Origin of the sequence: Halomonas ventosae (assembly GCF_004363555.1) — a bacterium.
In the GTDB taxonomy this organism is placed as follows: Bacteria; Pseudomonadota; Gammaproteobacteria; order Pseudomonadales; family Halomonadaceae; genus Halomonas; species Halomonas ventosae.
In genome coordinates, this window is the sequence record NZ_SNZJ01000008.1 from 58,232 (window position 1) to 73,355 (window position 15,124).

The window sequence follows — 15,124 nt, forward strand, 5'->3', positions numbered from 1 at the left end:
CGAGACCCGCCCATGGCCCATCGCCTGCTCCCCGAATGGCATCCCCAGGATGCCGTGCACCTCACCTGGCCCAGTCCCGACAGCGACTGGGCCCCGCTGCTCGAACGCATCGAGGCGACGCTGGAGGCCATGGTGGTCGCCATCACGCGCTACCAGGCCGTGCTGGTCGCCGTGCCGGATGCCGCAACCCGCAGCCACCTGGCCCATCGCTTCGCCTGCCTGGGCGTCGAGGCCACCCGCCTGAGGCTGGTGGTCGCCCCCGCCGACGACACCTGGACCCGCGACCACGGCCCCCTGGGGGTGGCGCATGATGGCACGCCGCGGCTTCTCGACTACGTCTTCACCGGCTGGGGCGGCAAGTTCGAGGCCAGCCGCGACAATACCCTGACGCGCCGTCTGGCGGACGCCGGCACCTTCGCCTGCCCGGTGGAAGCCCGCGAGCTGGTACTCGAGGGCGGCGCCATCGAGACCGATGGCGAAGGTACCCTGCTGACCACCGAGGCGTGTTTGCTCAATCCCAACCGCAATCCCGGTCTCGACAGGACGGCTCTCGAGGCGCGCCTGAAGGCGGAGCTCGGCGTCTCGCGGGTACTGTGGCTGGCCAATGGCCACCTGGAGGGTGACGATACCGACAGCCATGTGGATACCCTGGTGCGTTTCTGCGACCCGGCCACGCTGGCCTATGTCAGGTGCGACGACCCGGGCGACCCCCACTACCCGGCGCTGGCCGCCCTGGAGAGCGAGCTGCATGCCCTGCGGCGCGCCGACGGCGAGCCCTACCGGCTGGTTGCCCTGCCCTGGCCGCGCCCCTGCCATGACCCGGTGGATGGCCATCGACTGCCGGCGACCTACGCCAACTTCCTGATCATCAACGGCGCCGTGCTGGTCCCGACCTATGGCGACGCCGCCGACAGCCGCGCCCTCGCCGTCCTGGGCGAGGCCTTTCCGGGCCGCGACATCATCCCCATCGACTGCCTGAGCGTGATCCGCCAGCATGGCAGCCTGCACTGCCTGACCATGCAGCTGCCCCAGGGCAGCCTGGCCGACACGCCCCGGCCCTGACCCACAAGGAGAGCCCCATGTCCCGCACCCTGAAGGTGGGCCTGGTCCAGCAGCCCGCCTGGCCCGACAAGGCCAGGAGTCTCACCGAGAGCGAGGCCGGCATTCGCGAGCTGGCCACCGCCGGCGCCCAGCTGGTGCTGCTCCAGGAACTGCATGCCACCCACTATTTCTGCCAGACCGAGGACACCGACGTCTTCGACCTGGCCGAGCCCCTCGACGGGCCGACCGGCACGCGGCTGGCGACCCTGGCGAAGGAGCTCGACATCGTGCTGGTGGGCTCGCTCTTTGAACGGCGCGCGCCCGGCCTCTACCACAATACCGCCGTGGTCTATGACCGTGACCGCGGCCGCGTGGGCCACTACCGCAAGATGCACATCCCCGACGACCCGGGCTTCTACGAGAAGTTCTACTTCACGCCCGGCGACCAGGACGACGGCCGTGGCCAGGGCTTCCAGCCGATCGACACCTCGCTGGGACGCCTGGGCGTGCTAGTGTGCTGGGACCAGTGGTACCCGGAAGCGGCGCGGCTGATGGCCCTGGCCGGCGCGGAGCTGCTGCTCTACCCCACCGCCATCGGCTGGCATCCGCCCGACGACACCCCGGAGAAGCAGCGCCAGAAGGAGGCCTGGACCCTGATCCAGCGCAGCCATGGCGTGGCCAATGGCCTGCCGGTGATCGTCGCCAACCGGGTCGGCCACGAGTCGGATCCTTCCGGGGCGACGCCGGGCATCGACTTCTGGGGCGGCAGCTTCATCTGCGGCCCCCAGGGCGAGCTGCTCGCCCATGCCGGCCAGGAGGCGGAGCGCATGCTGGTCACCCTGGACATGACGCTCAGCGAGGAGGTGCGGCGCATCTGGCCCTACCTGCGGGACCGCCGCATCGACGCCTATGGCGACCTGACCCGGCGCTATCGGGACTGAGGCGGCAAGCCGCCAAGCCGCCAAGCCGCCAAGCCGCCAAGCCGCCAAGCCGCCAAGCCGCCAAGCCGCCAAGCCGCCAAAGTGTGGGGCGCTGCCACGCAAAAGCAAACCCCGAGGCAATGGCCTCGGGGTTTGCTTGTCACTCGGCGCTTGTAGCTCGGCGCTGGTGACTACTTCCAGAAATCGCGGATCGAGGCGATGCCCTGGGCCCCCACGGCGCGGGCATGGTGCGCATCGAAGCGCGTCATGCCGCCCAGGGCGAAGACCGGCATGCCGGCGTGCTCCACCAGCTGCTGAAAGTCGTGCCAGCCGATCGGGGCCACCTCCGGATGGGAGGGGGTGGTGCGCAGCGGCGAGAGGGTCACGAAGTCGCAGCCGATGCGGCGGGCCTGCTCCAGCTGCCGCCGATCGTGGGTCGAGGCGGAGAGCCACTTGCCTTCGGGCAACGGACGCCGCTCCAGGCTCATCAGCCGGTCGCTGGTCAGGTGGATGCCATCCGCAGCCACGGCCTCCAGCAGCGATGGCTCGCCATTGAGCACCAGGCGTGCGCCCCGCTCGCGACACAGCGCCAGCGCCTGCTCGGCACGCTTCAGGTAGTCGGCCTCCCCCAGCGACTTGGCACGCAGCTGTACCAGGCGCACCCCATCCTCGTCGAGGGCACGGGCCAGTCGCTCCATGAAGCGCGCCTCGTCGGGCTCCTCGCCGGTGATCAGGTACTCGGTGGGCAGCATGACTGCCCGCAGGATCGGCAGGTTGGCCGCCGGGAAGGGGTAGTTCACCAGGTCGGTCATGGGCACCCAGCGCACCGCCTGCCCCTCGCGACCGAACGGCTCGCCGGCGAAGTCGTGCACCTGCCACACATCCAGCAGGATATGCTTGTCGGAGTATTCGTGGTGGATGCGGATCAGCGGCTGTGCCCGCCGGATCTCGACGCCGAGCTCCTCGTGGAGCTCGCGCTTCAGCGCCTCGAGCCCGGTCTCGTAGGGTGCCAGCTTGCCGCCGGGAAACTCCCACAGCCCTCCGTGATCGACGTTGGAGGGACGACGGGCGAGGAGCACCTCACTGCCGTCGCCACTGATGATGGCGGCGGCCGCCACATGCACCCTTCTCTTCACCATTGCGTTCATTGACTCCTACCCGCTGGTCCACGCGGCCTTGCCGCCGCGCGGGGTTGCTGTCTGGCTGCCGACCGTCCCCGCCGGTCAGCTGCGATAGTCGGCATTGATAGTCACGTAGTCGTGGGACAGGTCCGAGGTCCACACCGTGGCGCTCTGCTCGCCGCGCCCCAGGGCGATGCGGATGACGATCTCCTCGCGAGCCATCACCGCGCTGCCGGCCTCCTCGGTATACCCCGGTGCGCGTCCGCCACGCTCGACCAGGCGCACCTCGCCGAGATCGATGGTGACCCGCTCCACGTCGAACGCCTCGACGGGGGCACGCCCCACCGCGGCCAGGATCCGTCCCCAGTTGGCATCGGAGGCGTAGAGGGCGGTCTTGACCAGCGGCGAGTGGGCCACGGTGAAGGCCACGTCCAGGGCCTCGCGACGGCTGCGCGCCTCGTCGACCTGCAGGGTGACGAACTTGGTCGCCCCCTCACCATCGCGGATCACCGCCTGGGCCAGTTCGGTCATCACCCGCAGCAGGCCATTGCGGAAGATGGCCAGGTCCGCCTCGTCCTCCACCGCGGCGCCACGCCCGGTGCTGATCAGCATGCAGGCATCGTTGGTCGAGGTATCGCTGTCCACGGTGATGCAGTTGAAGGAGCGCTCCACCGCCTCTCGCAACAGCTGGTCGAGCAGCACCGGCTCCAGGGCCGCATCGGTGGCCACAAAGGCCAGCATGGTCGCCATGTCGGGACGAATCATCCCCGAGCCCTTGGCAATGCCGTTGATGGTCACCGTCTGGTTGCCCAGCGCCAGGGTCACGCTGGCGCCCTTGGCCCGGGTATCGGTGGTCAGGATCCCCTCGCCGGCCTCGCGCCAGGCGGCAGCGCCATCGTCGAGGCCCTGCAGGGCCGTGGGCAGGCCCGCCAGCAGTCGCTCCATGGGCAGTGGCTCACCGATCACCCCGGTGGAGAACGGCAGCACGCTGCGTTCCTCCACCCCGGCCAGCCGTGCCAGCTCGGCACAGGTGGCACGGGCGTCCTCGAGGCCCGTCTCGCCAGTCCCGGCATTGGCATTGCCGGTATTGATCACCAGGTAACGCGCCCCTTCCCCGTGCGCCGTGCAGGCGGCCAGGTGCTCACGGGCCACCGTCACCGGCGCCGCGCAGAAGGCGTTGCGGGTGAAGGCACCGGACACCCTGGCCCCCTCGGGGACCTCGATCACGACCAGGTCCCGGCGGTCGGGCTTCTTGATCCCGGCCATGGCGGTGCCCAGCCGCAGCCCCTCGATCACCGGCATCTCCGGAAAACGTGTCTCGCCCACTGCCATCGTCTCGTCTCCTCTCCTGGCCGGGGTCGCCCCCGGCCTGTCGCCTCAGCTCAGCTTGCCGCAGCACTGCTTGTACTTCTTTCCCGACCCGCAGGGGCAGGGATCATTGCGGCCCACCTTGGGCCCCTCGCGGCGCAACGGGCGACCGTCGGCTCCCGGGGCCGGGGCGGCCGGGGCCTCGTCCTGGTCGTCGGCCGCCATCGACGGCTCGTCATGCCGGCTCGCCGCGCTGGCCTTCTCGCGCTCCAGCGCCTCGCGGCGCTGGCGCTCCAGGGCCTCCACCTCCTCGGGGCGGCGTACCTGGACATGGCTGAGGATGCGGGTGACGTCGGCCTTGATGTTGGTGAGCAGGTTCTGGAACAGCTCGAAGGCCTCGCGCTTGTACTCCTGCTTGGGGTTCTTCTGGGCATAGCCTCGCAGGTGGATCCCCCGGCGCAGGTGGTCCATGGACTGCAGGTGCTCCTTCCAGCGGGTGTCGAGCACCTGCAGCATCACCTGCTTCTCGAAGCGGCGCATCAACGCCTCGCCGGCCTCGGCCACCTTGGCCTCGTAGGCCTCGCGATGCATCGCCTGCAGCCGCTCTCGCAGCTGCTCCTCGTGGAAGCGCTCGTCCTGCTCGGCCCACTCGACCACCGGCGCGTCGAGGTTGAACTCGCTCTTAAGGTGGTCCTGGAGGCCGGCCAGGTCCCACTGCTCGGGCAGGCTCTGGGGCGGGACGAACTCGCTGATGGCGAGGTCCAGGACCTCCTCGCGGATGCCCATGACGCTGTCGGAGACGTCATCGGCGGCGAGTATCTCGTTGCGCTGCTCGTAGATGACGCGACGCTGGTCGTTGGCCACGTCGTCGTACTCGAGCAGCTGCTTGCGGATATCGAAGTTGCGGCCCTCGACCTTCTTCTGGGCGCGTTCCACGGCATTGGAGACCATCTTGTGCTCGATCGCCTCGCCGTGCTCCAGCCCCAGGGCCTTCATCATGCGCTGCACCCGGTCGGAGCCGAACAGGCGCATCAGGTTGTCTTCCAGCGAGAGGAAGAAGCGCGTCGAGCCGGGATCCCCCTGGCGGCCGGCGCGACCGCGCAGCTGATTGTCGATGCGCCGAGACTCGTGGCGCTCCGAGCCGACCACGTGCAGGCCACCGGCCTCGAGCACGGCCTCATGGCGGGCCTGCCACTCGGCCTTGAGCTGCTCGACCTGGGCTTCGGACGGGTTCTCCAGCTTGGCGGCCTCGGCCTCCCAGTTGCCGCCCAGCACGATGTCGGTGCCGCGGCCAGCCATGTTGGTGGCGATGGTGACGGCCCCGGGGCGACCGGCCTGGGCGATGATCTCGGCCTCGCTCTGGTGCTGCTTGGCGTTGAGCACGTTGAAGCGCATGCCGGCCCGCTTCATCAGGTCGGCCAGGTACTCGCTGGTCTCGATGGACGCGGTACCCACCAGCACCGGGCGCCCCGCCTCGGTCTGGGCCTTGACGTCCTCGATGATCGCCTCGAACTTCTCCTCGGCGCTCAAGTAGACCAGGTCGTTGAGGTCCTGGCGGATCAGCGGCCGATTGGTGGGAATCACCACCACGTCGAGGCCGTAGATCTGGCGGAACTCGAAGGCCTCGGTGTCGGCGGTGCCGGTCATGCCCGAGAGCTTGTCGTAGAGGCGGAAGTAGTTCTGGAAGGTGGTCGAGGCGAGCGTCTGGCTCTCGCGCTGCACGGGCACGCCCTCCTTCGCCTCCACCGCCTGGTGCAGGCCCTCGGACCAGCGGCGCCCCGGCATGGTACGGCCAGTGTGCTCATCGACGATCACCACCTGGCCATCGCTGACGATGTAATCCACGTCGCGGTGGTAGAGGTGACGCGCGCGCAGCGCCGAGTGCATGTGCTGCAGCAGGTTGAGATTCTGGGCGGCGTAGAGGGAGTCCTCCTCGCCCAGCAGCCCCTCGCCGCGCATCAGTTCCTCGACCTTGCGATGGCCGGCCTCGGTGACCTCCACCTGCTTCTGCTTCTCGTCGAGGATGAAGTCGCCGCTCTCCGGGTCCTCCTCGTCGCTGCAGGCCGCGAGATTCAGCGCCAGGCGGTCGACGACCCGGTAGAGCTCGGTGTTCTCGTCCACCGCCCCGGAGATGATCAGCGGGGTTCGCGCCTCGTCGATCAGGATGGAGTCGACCTCGTCGACGATGGCGAAGTGCAGGCCGCGCTGCACCTTCTCCTCCAGCGAGAAGGCCATGTTGTCGCGCAGGTAGTCGAAGCCGAACTCGTTGTTGGTGCCGTAGGTGATGTCGCAGGCGTAGGCGTGGCGCTTCTCCTCCGGCGTCTGGCCGGCGAAGATCACCCCCACCGAGAGGCCGAGGAACTCGTAGAGCGGACGCATCCACTCGGCATCGCGGCGCGCCAGGTAGTCGTTGACCGTGACCACGTGCACGCCCTTGCCCGGCAGGGCATTGAGGTAGACCGCCAGGGTCGCCACCAGCGTCTTGCCCTCGCCGGTCTTCATCTCGGCGATGCGCCCGCGGTGCAGGGTGATGCCGCCGACCATCTGCACATCGAAATGGCGCATGCCCATGACGCGCTTGCTGGCCTCGCGCACCGTGGCGAAGGCCTCCGGCAGCAGCGCATCGAGGGACTCGCCGTTCTCCAGGCGCTCGCGGAAGGCCGCGGTACGGGCCTTGAGGGTCGCCTCGTCGAGGCCTTCCAGTTCGTTCTCCAGGCCGGTGACGTCTGTCACCTGGCGGCTCATGCGCTTGACGTCGCGGTCGTTCTTGGAACCGACGACCTTGCGTAACAGGTTGTTGATCATGAAGGGTCCAGTTGCAGCATGTGGCATCGCGTCGCGGACGGGGCCCGCGACCTCTCCGGGCGGTCTCGTCAGCGCACGCAGGGAGGGCCACGACGCGTCAGGACATCATGCGCGGCAACCGGGTGACGGGGCATGAGGGCCGAGAGGATCAGCCCCCTCGCCGCCACGCTCGGCCAGCGGGCGGCTCGCCGGACCCAGCGCACCAGGGCACGACGACGGGCATGCAGGCGGGAGCGCACGCGCAGCAGCGCCGGCACCAGGATGCTGACCTGGGCGGCACGCTCGATGGGGCGCAGGGACTCGACCTGGGCCAGGCTGGCCGGCAACAGGCACCCCACCAGCAACCCGGCCAGCCACCAGCGGGTCGCGCGGCGCCTGCGCCGGCTCCCGTGAGATCCGGCGCCGATGTCGGTGATGGCGGCTGGCATGCTGTCGATGGCCTCCCGTGCGTGCTAGGCTCTGGGTGTTCTACGGCCGCCCAGCGGTGGCGGCCGACGCGTAACGTCAGGGGCACGGCCCCCGAGAACCAAGCTGATGAGTATAAAGGTTAAGCGGTTCAGAGCACAGCCCATGTCCCGGCTGCTGGAGGGCCGCGGCGAACTGGGGTCGCTGATGCGCATGGCCACCCTGATCGAGCGCGCCCAGCGCCACCTGCGGGAGCACCTGCCCGAGGAGATGCGCGAGCACCTGTTCGTCGGCGGCTATCACCAGGGCCGGCTGGCCCTGATCACCGATCGCGCCGTCTGGCTGACCCGGCTGCGCTATGAACAGCCTCGCCTGCTCCAGCTGCTGCACCAGCTGCCCGGCTTCGAGTCGGTGACCGGCTTCACCCTCAAGGTCCGACCGGTGCGGCCGACCCGCCCTCCCCTGCGCCAGGTTCGCCACCTGCCGGAACGGGCCGCCGACGAGATCTCCAGCTGTGCCGAGGATGTCGACGACCCGGGGCTCAAGCGCGCCCTGGAGCGGCTGGCGGCCCACGCCGAACGCAAGCCGTAAGCTCGACGCTCGAAATCGGCCTGAAGGCTCCCACCCAAAAAACACCCCCGTCGAAGAGATCGGCGGGGGTGGTTTTCTTCCAGCTTCAAGCTCAAGGCTTACAGCTCCGGGCGAAGCCCGGGGGGGTCAGGCCATGGCCGGTGCGGAATAGGAGATCGGCGCCTTCTCGGACTCACCCTCGAAGGTGACGAGTTCCCAGGCCTCCGGCTGGGCCAGCAGGGCACGGCAGAGCTGGTTGTTCAGGGCATGGCCGGACTTCACCCCGCGGAACTCGCCGATCAGGCTATGGCCTAGCTGGTAGAGGTCACCGATGGCATCGAGCACCTTGTGCTTGACGAACTCATCGTCATAGCGCAATCCGCCCTCGTTCACGATGCGATAGTCGTCGACCACGATGGCGTTGTCGAGGCTGCCGCCCAGCGCCAGGTTGTTCGCGCGCAGGTACTCCAGGTCGCGCATGAAGCCGAAGGTGCGGGCCCGAGACACCTCCTTGACGAAGGAGGTGGTGGAGAAGTCCACCATGGCGGTCTGGGACTGGTCCTCGAAGACCGGATGGTCGAAGTCGATGGCGAAGGAGACCTTGAAGCCCTGGTGGGGCAGGAAGATCGCCTCCTTGTCGTCCTCGCGCACCACGATCTCTCGCTTGATGCGGATGAACTTCTTGGGGGCACCCTGCTCCGCGATGCCCGCCGACTGGATCAGGAACACGAAGGGGCCCGCGCTGCCATCCATGATCGGCACCTCGGGGGCGCTCACGTCGACGTAGGCATTGTCGATGCCGAGGCCCGCGAAAGCCGACATCAGGTGCTCGACGGTGGCGACCTTGACCCCGCCCGCGGAGAGCGCGGTGCACAGGGTGGTATCGGTGACGTTCTCCGCGCGCGCCGGGACCTGCACCTCGGGCTCCAGGTCGGTTCGCACGAAGACGATGCCGGTATCCACCGGAGCCGGCCGAAGGGTCAGGTAGACCTTCTTGCCGGAGTGCAGGCCGACGCCGGTGGCGCGGATGACATTCTTCAGGGTTCGTTGTCTGATCATGGTCGGTCGCCAGGCAGTCATTGGTTATCAAACACCGTTCACTATAACACCGAACGGACGTTTCAACAAAGAAAGCTCACCCGGCGCCCTTTATTCCCGTGATAGCACGAATCAATCGGCCTGCCGCCGCAGGAAGGCCGGAATGTCCAGGTAGTCGTCGAGCTCCTGGGACTTGCGCTTCTCCGGCTGCGGCCTGGGCGCCTCCTGGGCCTCGGGCTTGGGCGCCGCGGCCTGGCCGCGGCTGACCGCCGCCTGGGGACGCTGGCGATAGCCGCTGGCCTCGGCACGGCGCGCGGTCTCGCGGGAGGCGGGCTTCTGGGCCTTGTTGCCCTCGAGGCCGGCCGCCACCACGGTGACGCGCAGCTCGTCGGTCATGTCCATGTCGATGGAGGTGCCGACCACGATGGTGGCGTCCTGGGAGGCGAACTCCTGGACGGTGGCACCCACATCGTTGAACTCGCCGATGGAGAGGTCCGGGCCGGCAGTGATGTTGACCAGGATGCCGCGGGCACCGTGCAGGTCGATGTCCTCGAGCAACGGGCTGCGGATGGCCTTCTCGGCGGCCTCGCGGGCACGGTTCTCCCCGGTGGCCCCGCCGGTGCCCATCATCGCCATGCCCATCTCGGACATCACGGTGCGCACGTCGGCGAAGTCGACGTTGATGATGCCCGGGCTGGTGATCAGCTCGGCGATGCCCTGCACGGCCCCGAGCAGCACGTCGTTGGCGGCACTGAAGGCGGTGAGCAGGGTCGCGCTCTTGCCCAGCACCGAGAGCAGCTTCTCGTTGGGGATGGTGATCAGCGAGTCGACGTGCTCGGAGAGCTCCTTCATGCCCTCCTCGGCGGCCCGCATGCGCTTGGGCCCCTCGAAGGGGAAGGGACGGGTCACCACCGCCACGGTGAGGATGCCCAGCTCCTTGGCCACCTGAGCGACGACGGGTGCGCCACCGGTTCCGGTCCCGCCGCCCATGCCGGCGGTGATGAAGACCATGTCGGCGCCGCCGAGCAGTTCCGCGATGCGCTCGCGGTCCTCCATGGCGGCCTGGCGGCCGACATCGGGATTGGCGCCGGCCCCGAGGCCCTTGGTGATCTCGCTGCCGAGCTGGAGCACCGTCTTGGCGGCGACCCGCTTGAGGGCCTGGGCATCGGTATTGGCGCAGATGAACTCGACGCCCTCGATGTTGCTCTCGACCATGTGGTTGACGGCGTTGCCGCCGCCGCCCCCGACACCGATGACCTTGATGACCGCACTGCTTGAGGGTGCGCTATCTACCAGTTCGAACATAAGTCCCGTCTCCTGGACCGCGACCGCGGCCCTGTCAGAAATTTCCTTTGAACCAGCCCTTGATCCTTGCCAGCGCCGGAATCCCTTCCCCTGCGTCACGCCGGGTGATGTCGTCACGCCTCGGTTGCGCCGGGATGATGCCTCCAGGCCCCTGACGGCCATGCCCTTGACGGGTTTCCAGTAGAGCGTAATGCAGCAGACCGACACCCGTCGAATAAATCGGATTGCGGACCACGTCGGCCAGCCCGCGCACGTTCTGCGGGCAGGCAATGCGTACCGGCATGTGGAAGATCTCCTCGGCCAGCTCGACCACTCCCTCCATGCGCGAGGTGCCCCCGGTGAGCACCACGCCGGCGGCCACCAGGTCCTCGTAGCCGCTGCGACGCAGCTCGTCCCGCACCAGGGTGAAGAGCTCCTCGTAGCGCGGCTCCACCACCTCGGCCAGCGACTGGCGGGAGAGGTCTCGGGCTGGCCGGTCGCCGACGCTCGGCACCTTGATCATCTCGTCGCTGGAGGCCAGCTGGGTCAGGGCGCAGGCGTACTTGACCTTGATCTCCTCGGCATGCTGGGTGGGAGTGCGCAGCGCCATGGCGATGTCGTTGGTAACCTGGTCGCCGGCGATGGGAATCACCGAGGTATGGCGAATGGCGCCCTCGGTGAACACCGCGATGTCGGTGGTGCCGCCACCGATGTCCACCATGCAGACCCCGAGCTCACGCTCGTCCTCGGTGAGGACCGCATGGCTGGAGGCCAGCTGCTCGAGGATGATCGAGTCCACCTCGAGACCACAGCGGCGTACGCACTTCTCGATGTTCTGGACGGCATTGAGGGCGGCAGTGACCAGGTGGACCCGCGCCTCGAGGCGCACGCCGGACATGCCGAGTGGCTCCCGGATACCGCCCTGGGTATCGATCGCGAACTCCTGAGGAAGGACATGCAGCACGCGCTGGCCTTCCGAGATCGCCCGCGCCCGGGCGGAGTCGATGACACGGTCGATGTCGGAGGAGGCGACCTCGCGCTCCTTGATGGCCACCACGCCGTCCGAATTCATCGAACTGATGTGGCTGCCGGCAATGCCCACATAGACCGAATGGATGTCACAGCCGGCCATCAGTTCGGCTTCCTCCACGGCGCGCTGGATGGACTGCACCGTGGATTCGATATTGATCACCACGCCCTTCTTCATGCCACGTGACGGATGTGAGCCGATACCGGCGATTTCGATCCCGCCATCGTCGGTGGGCTGCCCCACGATCGCCACGACCTTGGATGTTCCGATATCCAGCCCGACTACCATATTGGACACATTGGATGGACCTGCCATGAGCCGGGAAGTCTCCTCGAACCTGACCCCGAAGGGGAAGATTAATCCTGAAAAGTAGGCCTGGGCCAATTATAGGAACAACTTGAGTTGTTCCACCAGCCCGATTGCCGAATCACCCGACACGATACGGCGAATTTGTCACGAAAGAAACACCCGAAATGCCACCCGGACAACCGCAATATCTCCTGACCCCGTCAGCTCTCCGCCGGCGACTCTTCCTCCACCGGTTCGGTCTGGCCGTGCCAGGCCACGGCGACCCCGTTGGGATATCGCAGGTCGATGTAGCGGATGTGCGACGCCAGGGGACCCAGCTCACGTTGCCAGGCGGCGGCCAGGCGTCCCAGCCGGGCGCGGCGGTCATTGCGACCGAGCATCACCCAGACGCCGCTGTCGAGCTGGAAGCGCCAGGCCCCGCGGGGTTCGAGGCGCAGCTGGCGCACCTCGAGCCCCTGGGTGGCGAACTGGGCGGCGAGCCGGGCATGGTAGCCCAGCACCTCGGCCCCGCTGCCGGGCGGGCCGGCGAGGTCCGGCAGGTCGTCGGGCGGCGACACCGGGCCGAAGGCAAAGGGCTCGCCCTCGGGGTTGAGCAACTGGGCGTCGTTCCAGCGCGCCACCGGCACCTGCTCGACCAGGTCGAAGGTCAGCGCATCGGGCCACTCGCGGCTGACGCGCACTTCGGCCAGCCAGCCGATATCCCGGGCCTGCTGGCGCAGCGCGGACAGGTCGACGGATAGCCAGGTCTGCCCCTGGATCAGGGGGGCCAACTGGCTGCGAAGGTAGTCGGCGCTGACGTGGTGAAGCTCGCCCCCCACCGAGACTCGCTCGATGGGCCGGTCGAGCCACACCCACAGCGCCCGCCCCCCGGCACCCAGCAGCAGGGCCAGCAGGAGGACGCCGACGAAGCTTCCACGCGGTGCCATGGGCTAGTGCCGCTCCCCGGCCGTGGCGAGGATGCGCAGCACCAGGGCATCGAAGTCGATGCCGGCATGGGCCGCCGCCTGGGGCACCAGGCTGTGGTCGGTCATCCCCGGCACGGTATTGACCTCGATCAGCCAGAAGCGCCCTTCGGCGTCCCGCATCACGTCGACCCGCCCCCATCCCTCGGCGCCGATGGCTTCGAACGCCCCCCGACAGAGTGCGGCGAGCTCGGCTTCCTCGTCGCCGGAGAGACCGCACGGCAGATGGTAGCAGGTCTCGTCGGAGAGATACTTGGCCTCGTAGTCGTAGAAGCCGCTGGGTACCTCGACGCGGATCGCCGGCAGGACATCGCCCGCCAGCAGCGACACCGTGTACTCCTCTCCCCTGACGAAGCGCTCGGCCATCACTCGCGCATCGAAGCGGGCGGCATCGCGGTAGGCCGACTCCAGTGCATCGCGGCTCTCGACGATGCTGATGCCCAGGGTCGAGCCCTCGTGGACCGGCTTGACGATCAGCGGCAGGCCGAGGCGCTCGACCACCGCCGACCAGTCGGCCTTCGGACCGAGCATCACGCTCTCCGGGGTCGGCAGGCCCAGAGCCTGCCAGATCAGCTTGGTGCGCTGCTTGTCCATGCCCAGCGCCGAGGCCAGCACGCCGCTGCCGGTGTAGGGGATGCCCAGCAGCTCCAGCGCCCCCTGCAGGGTACCGTCCTCGCCCCCCCTTCCGTGCAGGGCGATGAAGACCCGGTCGGGGGCCAGGGCCTCAAGCCCCACCAGCCCGCCGTCGGCGGGATCGTAGCCGATAGCGTCCACCCCCGAGCGCGTCAGGGCCGCGAGCACCGCGGCACCACTCTTCAGCGACACCTCGCGCTCTGCGGAGTCCCCGCCATAGAGCACCACCACCCGGCCGACATCATGCGTCATAGTGTCACCTCGTCGAGCACCAGGGCGGCATCGGCCAGGTGCTGGGCGATGCCGCCCACGTCGCCTGCCCCCTGGGTAATCAGGATATCGCCGGGACGCAGCACCCGGGCGAGCAGCCCCGGCAGTTCGCTCTTGTCCTGGACGAAGATCGGGTCGACCGTCCCGCGCTGGCGGATCGAGCCCGCCAGGGTGCGCCCGTCGGCGCCGGGCACCGGCGCCTCTCCGGCGCTGTAGACGTCGAGCAGCAGCAGGGTGTCCACCCCGGCCAGCACCCGCACGAAGTCCTCGTAGAGGTCGCGGGTACGCGAGTAACGGTGCGGCTGGTAGACCATCACCAGGCGCCGCTCGGGCCAGCCCGCGCGCACGGCGTCGATCACCATCGCCACCTCGCGGGGATGGTGGCCATAGTCGTCCACCAGCATCACCTCGCCCCCGCCCTGCGGGGCCGGGAAGTGGCCATGCACCTGGAAGCGTCGCCCCACCCCCTCGAAGCTCGCCAGGCCCCGCAGGATGGCGTCATCCTCGACCCCCGCGTCGCTGGCCACGGCGATCGCCGCCAGGGCGTTGAGTGCATTATGGCGCCCCGGCATGGCCAGGCGTACCTCGAGCGGCGCCAGCCCTTCGGGGCGCACCGCGGTGAAGTGCACCTCGCCGGCCTGCTGGACGAAGCCCTCGATGCGGTAGTCGGCATCCTCGCTGAAGCCGTAGGTGACGAACTGGCGGCTGACCCGGTCGAGCAGGCCGCGCACGTGGGCATCGTCGATGCACAGGATCGCCAGGCCGTAGAACGGCAGGTTGTGCAGGAACTCGATGAAGGTGCCCTTGAGCCGTTCGAAATCGCCGCCGTAGGTCGCCATGTGATCGGCATCGATGTTGGTGACGATGGCCACCATGGGCTGCAGGTGCAGGAAGGAGGCATCTGACTCGTCGGCCTCCGCCACCAGGTAGTCGCCCTCCCCCAGCCGCGCATTGGTACCGGCACTGGTCAGCCGTCCGCCGATCACGAAGGTGGGATCCAGCCCGCCCTCGCCCAGCAGGGTCGCGGTGAGGCTGGTGGTGGTGGTCTTGCCGTGGGTGCCGGCCACGGCGATGCCGTGGCGAAAGCGCATCAGCTCGGCGAGCATCTCCGCGCGGCGCACTACCGGCACGCGGTGCTCGTGGGCCCAGCGGATCTCGGGATTGGTCTCGTCCACCGCGGTGGAGACCACCACCACATCGGCGTCCGCGGCATGCTCGGCGGCATGGCCGATGGCCACGCGGATGCCGCAGCGGCGAAGGCGGGCCACCACCGGGGAGGCCTTCAGGTCGCTGCCGCTGACCGCATAGCCCTGGTTGGCCAGCACCTCGGCGATGCCGCACATGCCGGCACCGCCGATGCCGACGAAATGGATGCGCCGGATACGACGCATGCCCAGCCCCCGTCCGGGATGGGGGGGCGTGACCTGA

Annotated in this window: 13 protein-coding genes; 3 read left to right on the forward strand and 10 right to left on the reverse strand. The window is 68.6% G+C overall.

The features are described 5' to 3' along the window. Positions 1–12 precede the first annotated feature (12 nt). Entirely contained in the window at positions 13–1,062 is a 1,050-nt protein-coding gene (locus DFP85_RS08570; protein WP_133635877.1) for an agmatine deiminase family protein, read from the forward strand. A 17-nt stretch (positions 1,063–1,079) separates the two neighbouring features. After that, a complete protein-coding gene (locus tag DFP85_RS08575) occupies positions 1,080–1,982 on the forward strand; it encodes a carbon-nitrogen hydrolase (protein WP_133635878.1) in 903 nt (300 codons plus the stop codon). 170 nt (positions 1,983–2,152) lie between these two features. Here the strand turns inward: DFP85_RS08575 and DFP85_RS08580 are convergent, their stop codons facing one another. The 4 genes from DFP85_RS08580 to DFP85_RS08595 form a co-directional block, all read right to left on the reverse strand. After that, entirely contained in the window at positions 2,153–3,100 is a 948-nt protein-coding gene (locus tag DFP85_RS08580; protein ID WP_133635879.1) for a Nudix family hydrolase, read from the reverse strand. An 84-nt stretch (positions 3,101–3,184) separates the two neighbouring features. Then, positions 3,185–4,414, reverse strand: a complete 1,230-nt coding sequence (gene argJ / locus DFP85_RS08585) for a bifunctional glutamate N-acetyltransferase/amino-acid acetyltransferase ArgJ (protein ID WP_133635880.1) — start codon at positions 4,412–4,414, stop codon at positions 3,185–3,187. 45 nt (positions 4,415–4,459) lie between these two features. After that, the gene (gene secA / locus DFP85_RS08590) at positions 4,460–7,195 is read right to left on the reverse strand and encodes a preprotein translocase subunit SecA (protein WP_133635881.1); all 2,736 of its coding nucleotides are present in this window, start codon (positions 7,193–7,195) and stop codon (positions 4,460–4,462) included. A gap of 68 nt (positions 7,196–7,263) precedes the next feature. After that, on the reverse strand, positions 7,264–7,623 hold the full coding sequence (locus DFP85_RS08595; RefSeq protein WP_133635882.1) for a hypothetical protein: 360 nt from the start codon (positions 7,621–7,623) through the stop codon (positions 7,264–7,266). A 142-nt stretch (positions 7,624–7,765) separates the two neighbouring features. Here DFP85_RS08595 and DFP85_RS08600 point away from each other — a divergent pair, with 142 nt between their 5' ends. Continuing rightward, positions 7,766–8,191: a DUF721 domain-containing protein gene (locus DFP85_RS08600; protein WP_243737249.1), complete on the forward strand. Its 426-nt coding sequence runs from the start codon at positions 7,766–7,768 to the stop codon at positions 8,189–8,191. Between the two features lie 126 nt (positions 8,192–8,317). Here the strand turns inward: DFP85_RS08600 and lpxC are convergent, their stop codons facing one another. The 6 genes from lpxC to murC all read right to left on the reverse strand — a co-directional run bounded on the left by lpxC (position 8,318) and on the right by murC (position 15,087). Next, positions 8,318–9,229 (reverse strand): UDP-3-O-acyl-N-acetylglucosamine deacetylase, encoded by a 912-nt coding sequence (gene lpxC / locus DFP85_RS08605; protein ID WP_133635884.1) that lies wholly within the window; start codon positions 9,227–9,229, stop codon positions 8,318–8,320. Positions 9,230–9,340: 111 nt separating this feature from the next. After that, complete coding sequence (ftsZ, locus tag DFP85_RS08610) at positions 9,341–10,513, reverse strand: cell division protein FtsZ (protein WP_106229184.1); 1,173 nt, start codon at positions 10,511–10,513, stop codon at positions 9,341–9,343. Positions 10,514–10,547: 34 nt separating this feature from the next. Next, entirely contained in the window at positions 10,548–11,837 is a 1,290-nt protein-coding gene (ftsA, locus tag DFP85_RS08615; protein ID WP_106229183.1) for a cell division protein FtsA, read from the reverse strand. Between the two features lie 194 nt (positions 11,838–12,031). Further along, positions 12,032–12,757, reverse strand: a complete 726-nt coding sequence (locus tag DFP85_RS08620; RefSeq protein ID WP_133635885.1) for a cell division protein FtsQ/DivIB — start codon at positions 12,755–12,757, stop codon at positions 12,032–12,034. Between the two features lie 3 nt (positions 12,758–12,760). Continuing rightward, positions 12,761–13,678, reverse strand: a complete 918-nt coding sequence (locus tag DFP85_RS08625; RefSeq protein WP_133635886.1) for a D-alanine--D-alanine ligase — start codon at positions 13,676–13,678, stop codon at positions 12,761–12,763. Further along, entirely contained in the window at positions 13,675–15,087 is a 1,413-nt protein-coding gene (murC, locus tag DFP85_RS08630; protein WP_243737251.1) for a UDP-N-acetylmuramate--L-alanine ligase, read from the reverse strand. The genes DFP85_RS08625 and murC overlap by 4 nt, the downstream gene beginning before the upstream one ends. Positions 15,088–15,124 lie beyond the last annotated feature (37 nt).

Coding starts and splice junctions, on each gene's coding strand:
- secA (WP_133635881.1), bottom strand. CDS start 7,195: ATGATCAACAACCTGTTACGCAAGGTCGTCGGTTCCAAGAACGACCGC.
- DFP85_RS08580 (WP_133635879.1), bottom strand. CDS start 3,100: ATGGTGAAGAGAAGGGTGCATGTGGCGGCCGCCGCCATCATCAGTGGC.
- DFP85_RS08595 (WP_133635882.1), bottom strand. CDS start 7,623: ATGCCAGCCGCCATCACCGACATCGGCGCCGGATCTCACGGGAGCCGG.
- DFP85_RS08570 (WP_133635877.1), top strand. CDS start 13: ATGGCCCATCGCCTGCTCCCCGAATGGCATCCCCAGGATGCCGTGCAC.
- ftsA (WP_106229183.1), bottom strand. CDS start 11,837: ATGGCAGGTCCATCCAATGTGTCCAATATGGTAGTCGGGCTGGATATC.
- DFP85_RS08625 (WP_133635886.1), bottom strand. CDS start 13,678: ATGACGCATGATGTCGGCCGGGTGGTGGTGCTCTATGGCGGGGACTCC.
- lpxC (WP_133635884.1), bottom strand. CDS start 9,229: ATGATCAGACAACGAACCCTGAAGAATGTCATCCGCGCCACCGGCGTC.
- murC (WP_243737251.1), bottom strand. CDS start 15,087: ATGCGTCGTATCCGGCGCATCCATTTCGTCGGCATCGGCGGTGCCGGC.
- DFP85_RS08620 (WP_133635885.1), bottom strand. CDS start 12,757: ATGGCACCGCGTGGAAGCTTCGTCGGCGTCCTCCTGCTGGCCCTGCTG.
- DFP85_RS08600 (WP_243737249.1), top strand. CDS start 7,766: ATGTCCCGGCTGCTGGAGGGCCGCGGCGAACTGGGGTCGCTGATGCGC.
- DFP85_RS08575 (WP_133635878.1), top strand. CDS start 1,080: ATGTCCCGCACCCTGAAGGTGGGCCTGGTCCAGCAGCCCGCCTGGCCC.
- argJ (WP_133635880.1), bottom strand. CDS start 4,414: ATGGCAGTGGGCGAGACACGTTTTCCGGAGATGCCGGTGATCGAGGGG.
- ftsZ (WP_106229184.1), bottom strand. CDS start 10,513: ATGTTCGAACTGGTAGATAGCGCACCCTCAAGCAGTGCGGTCATCAAG.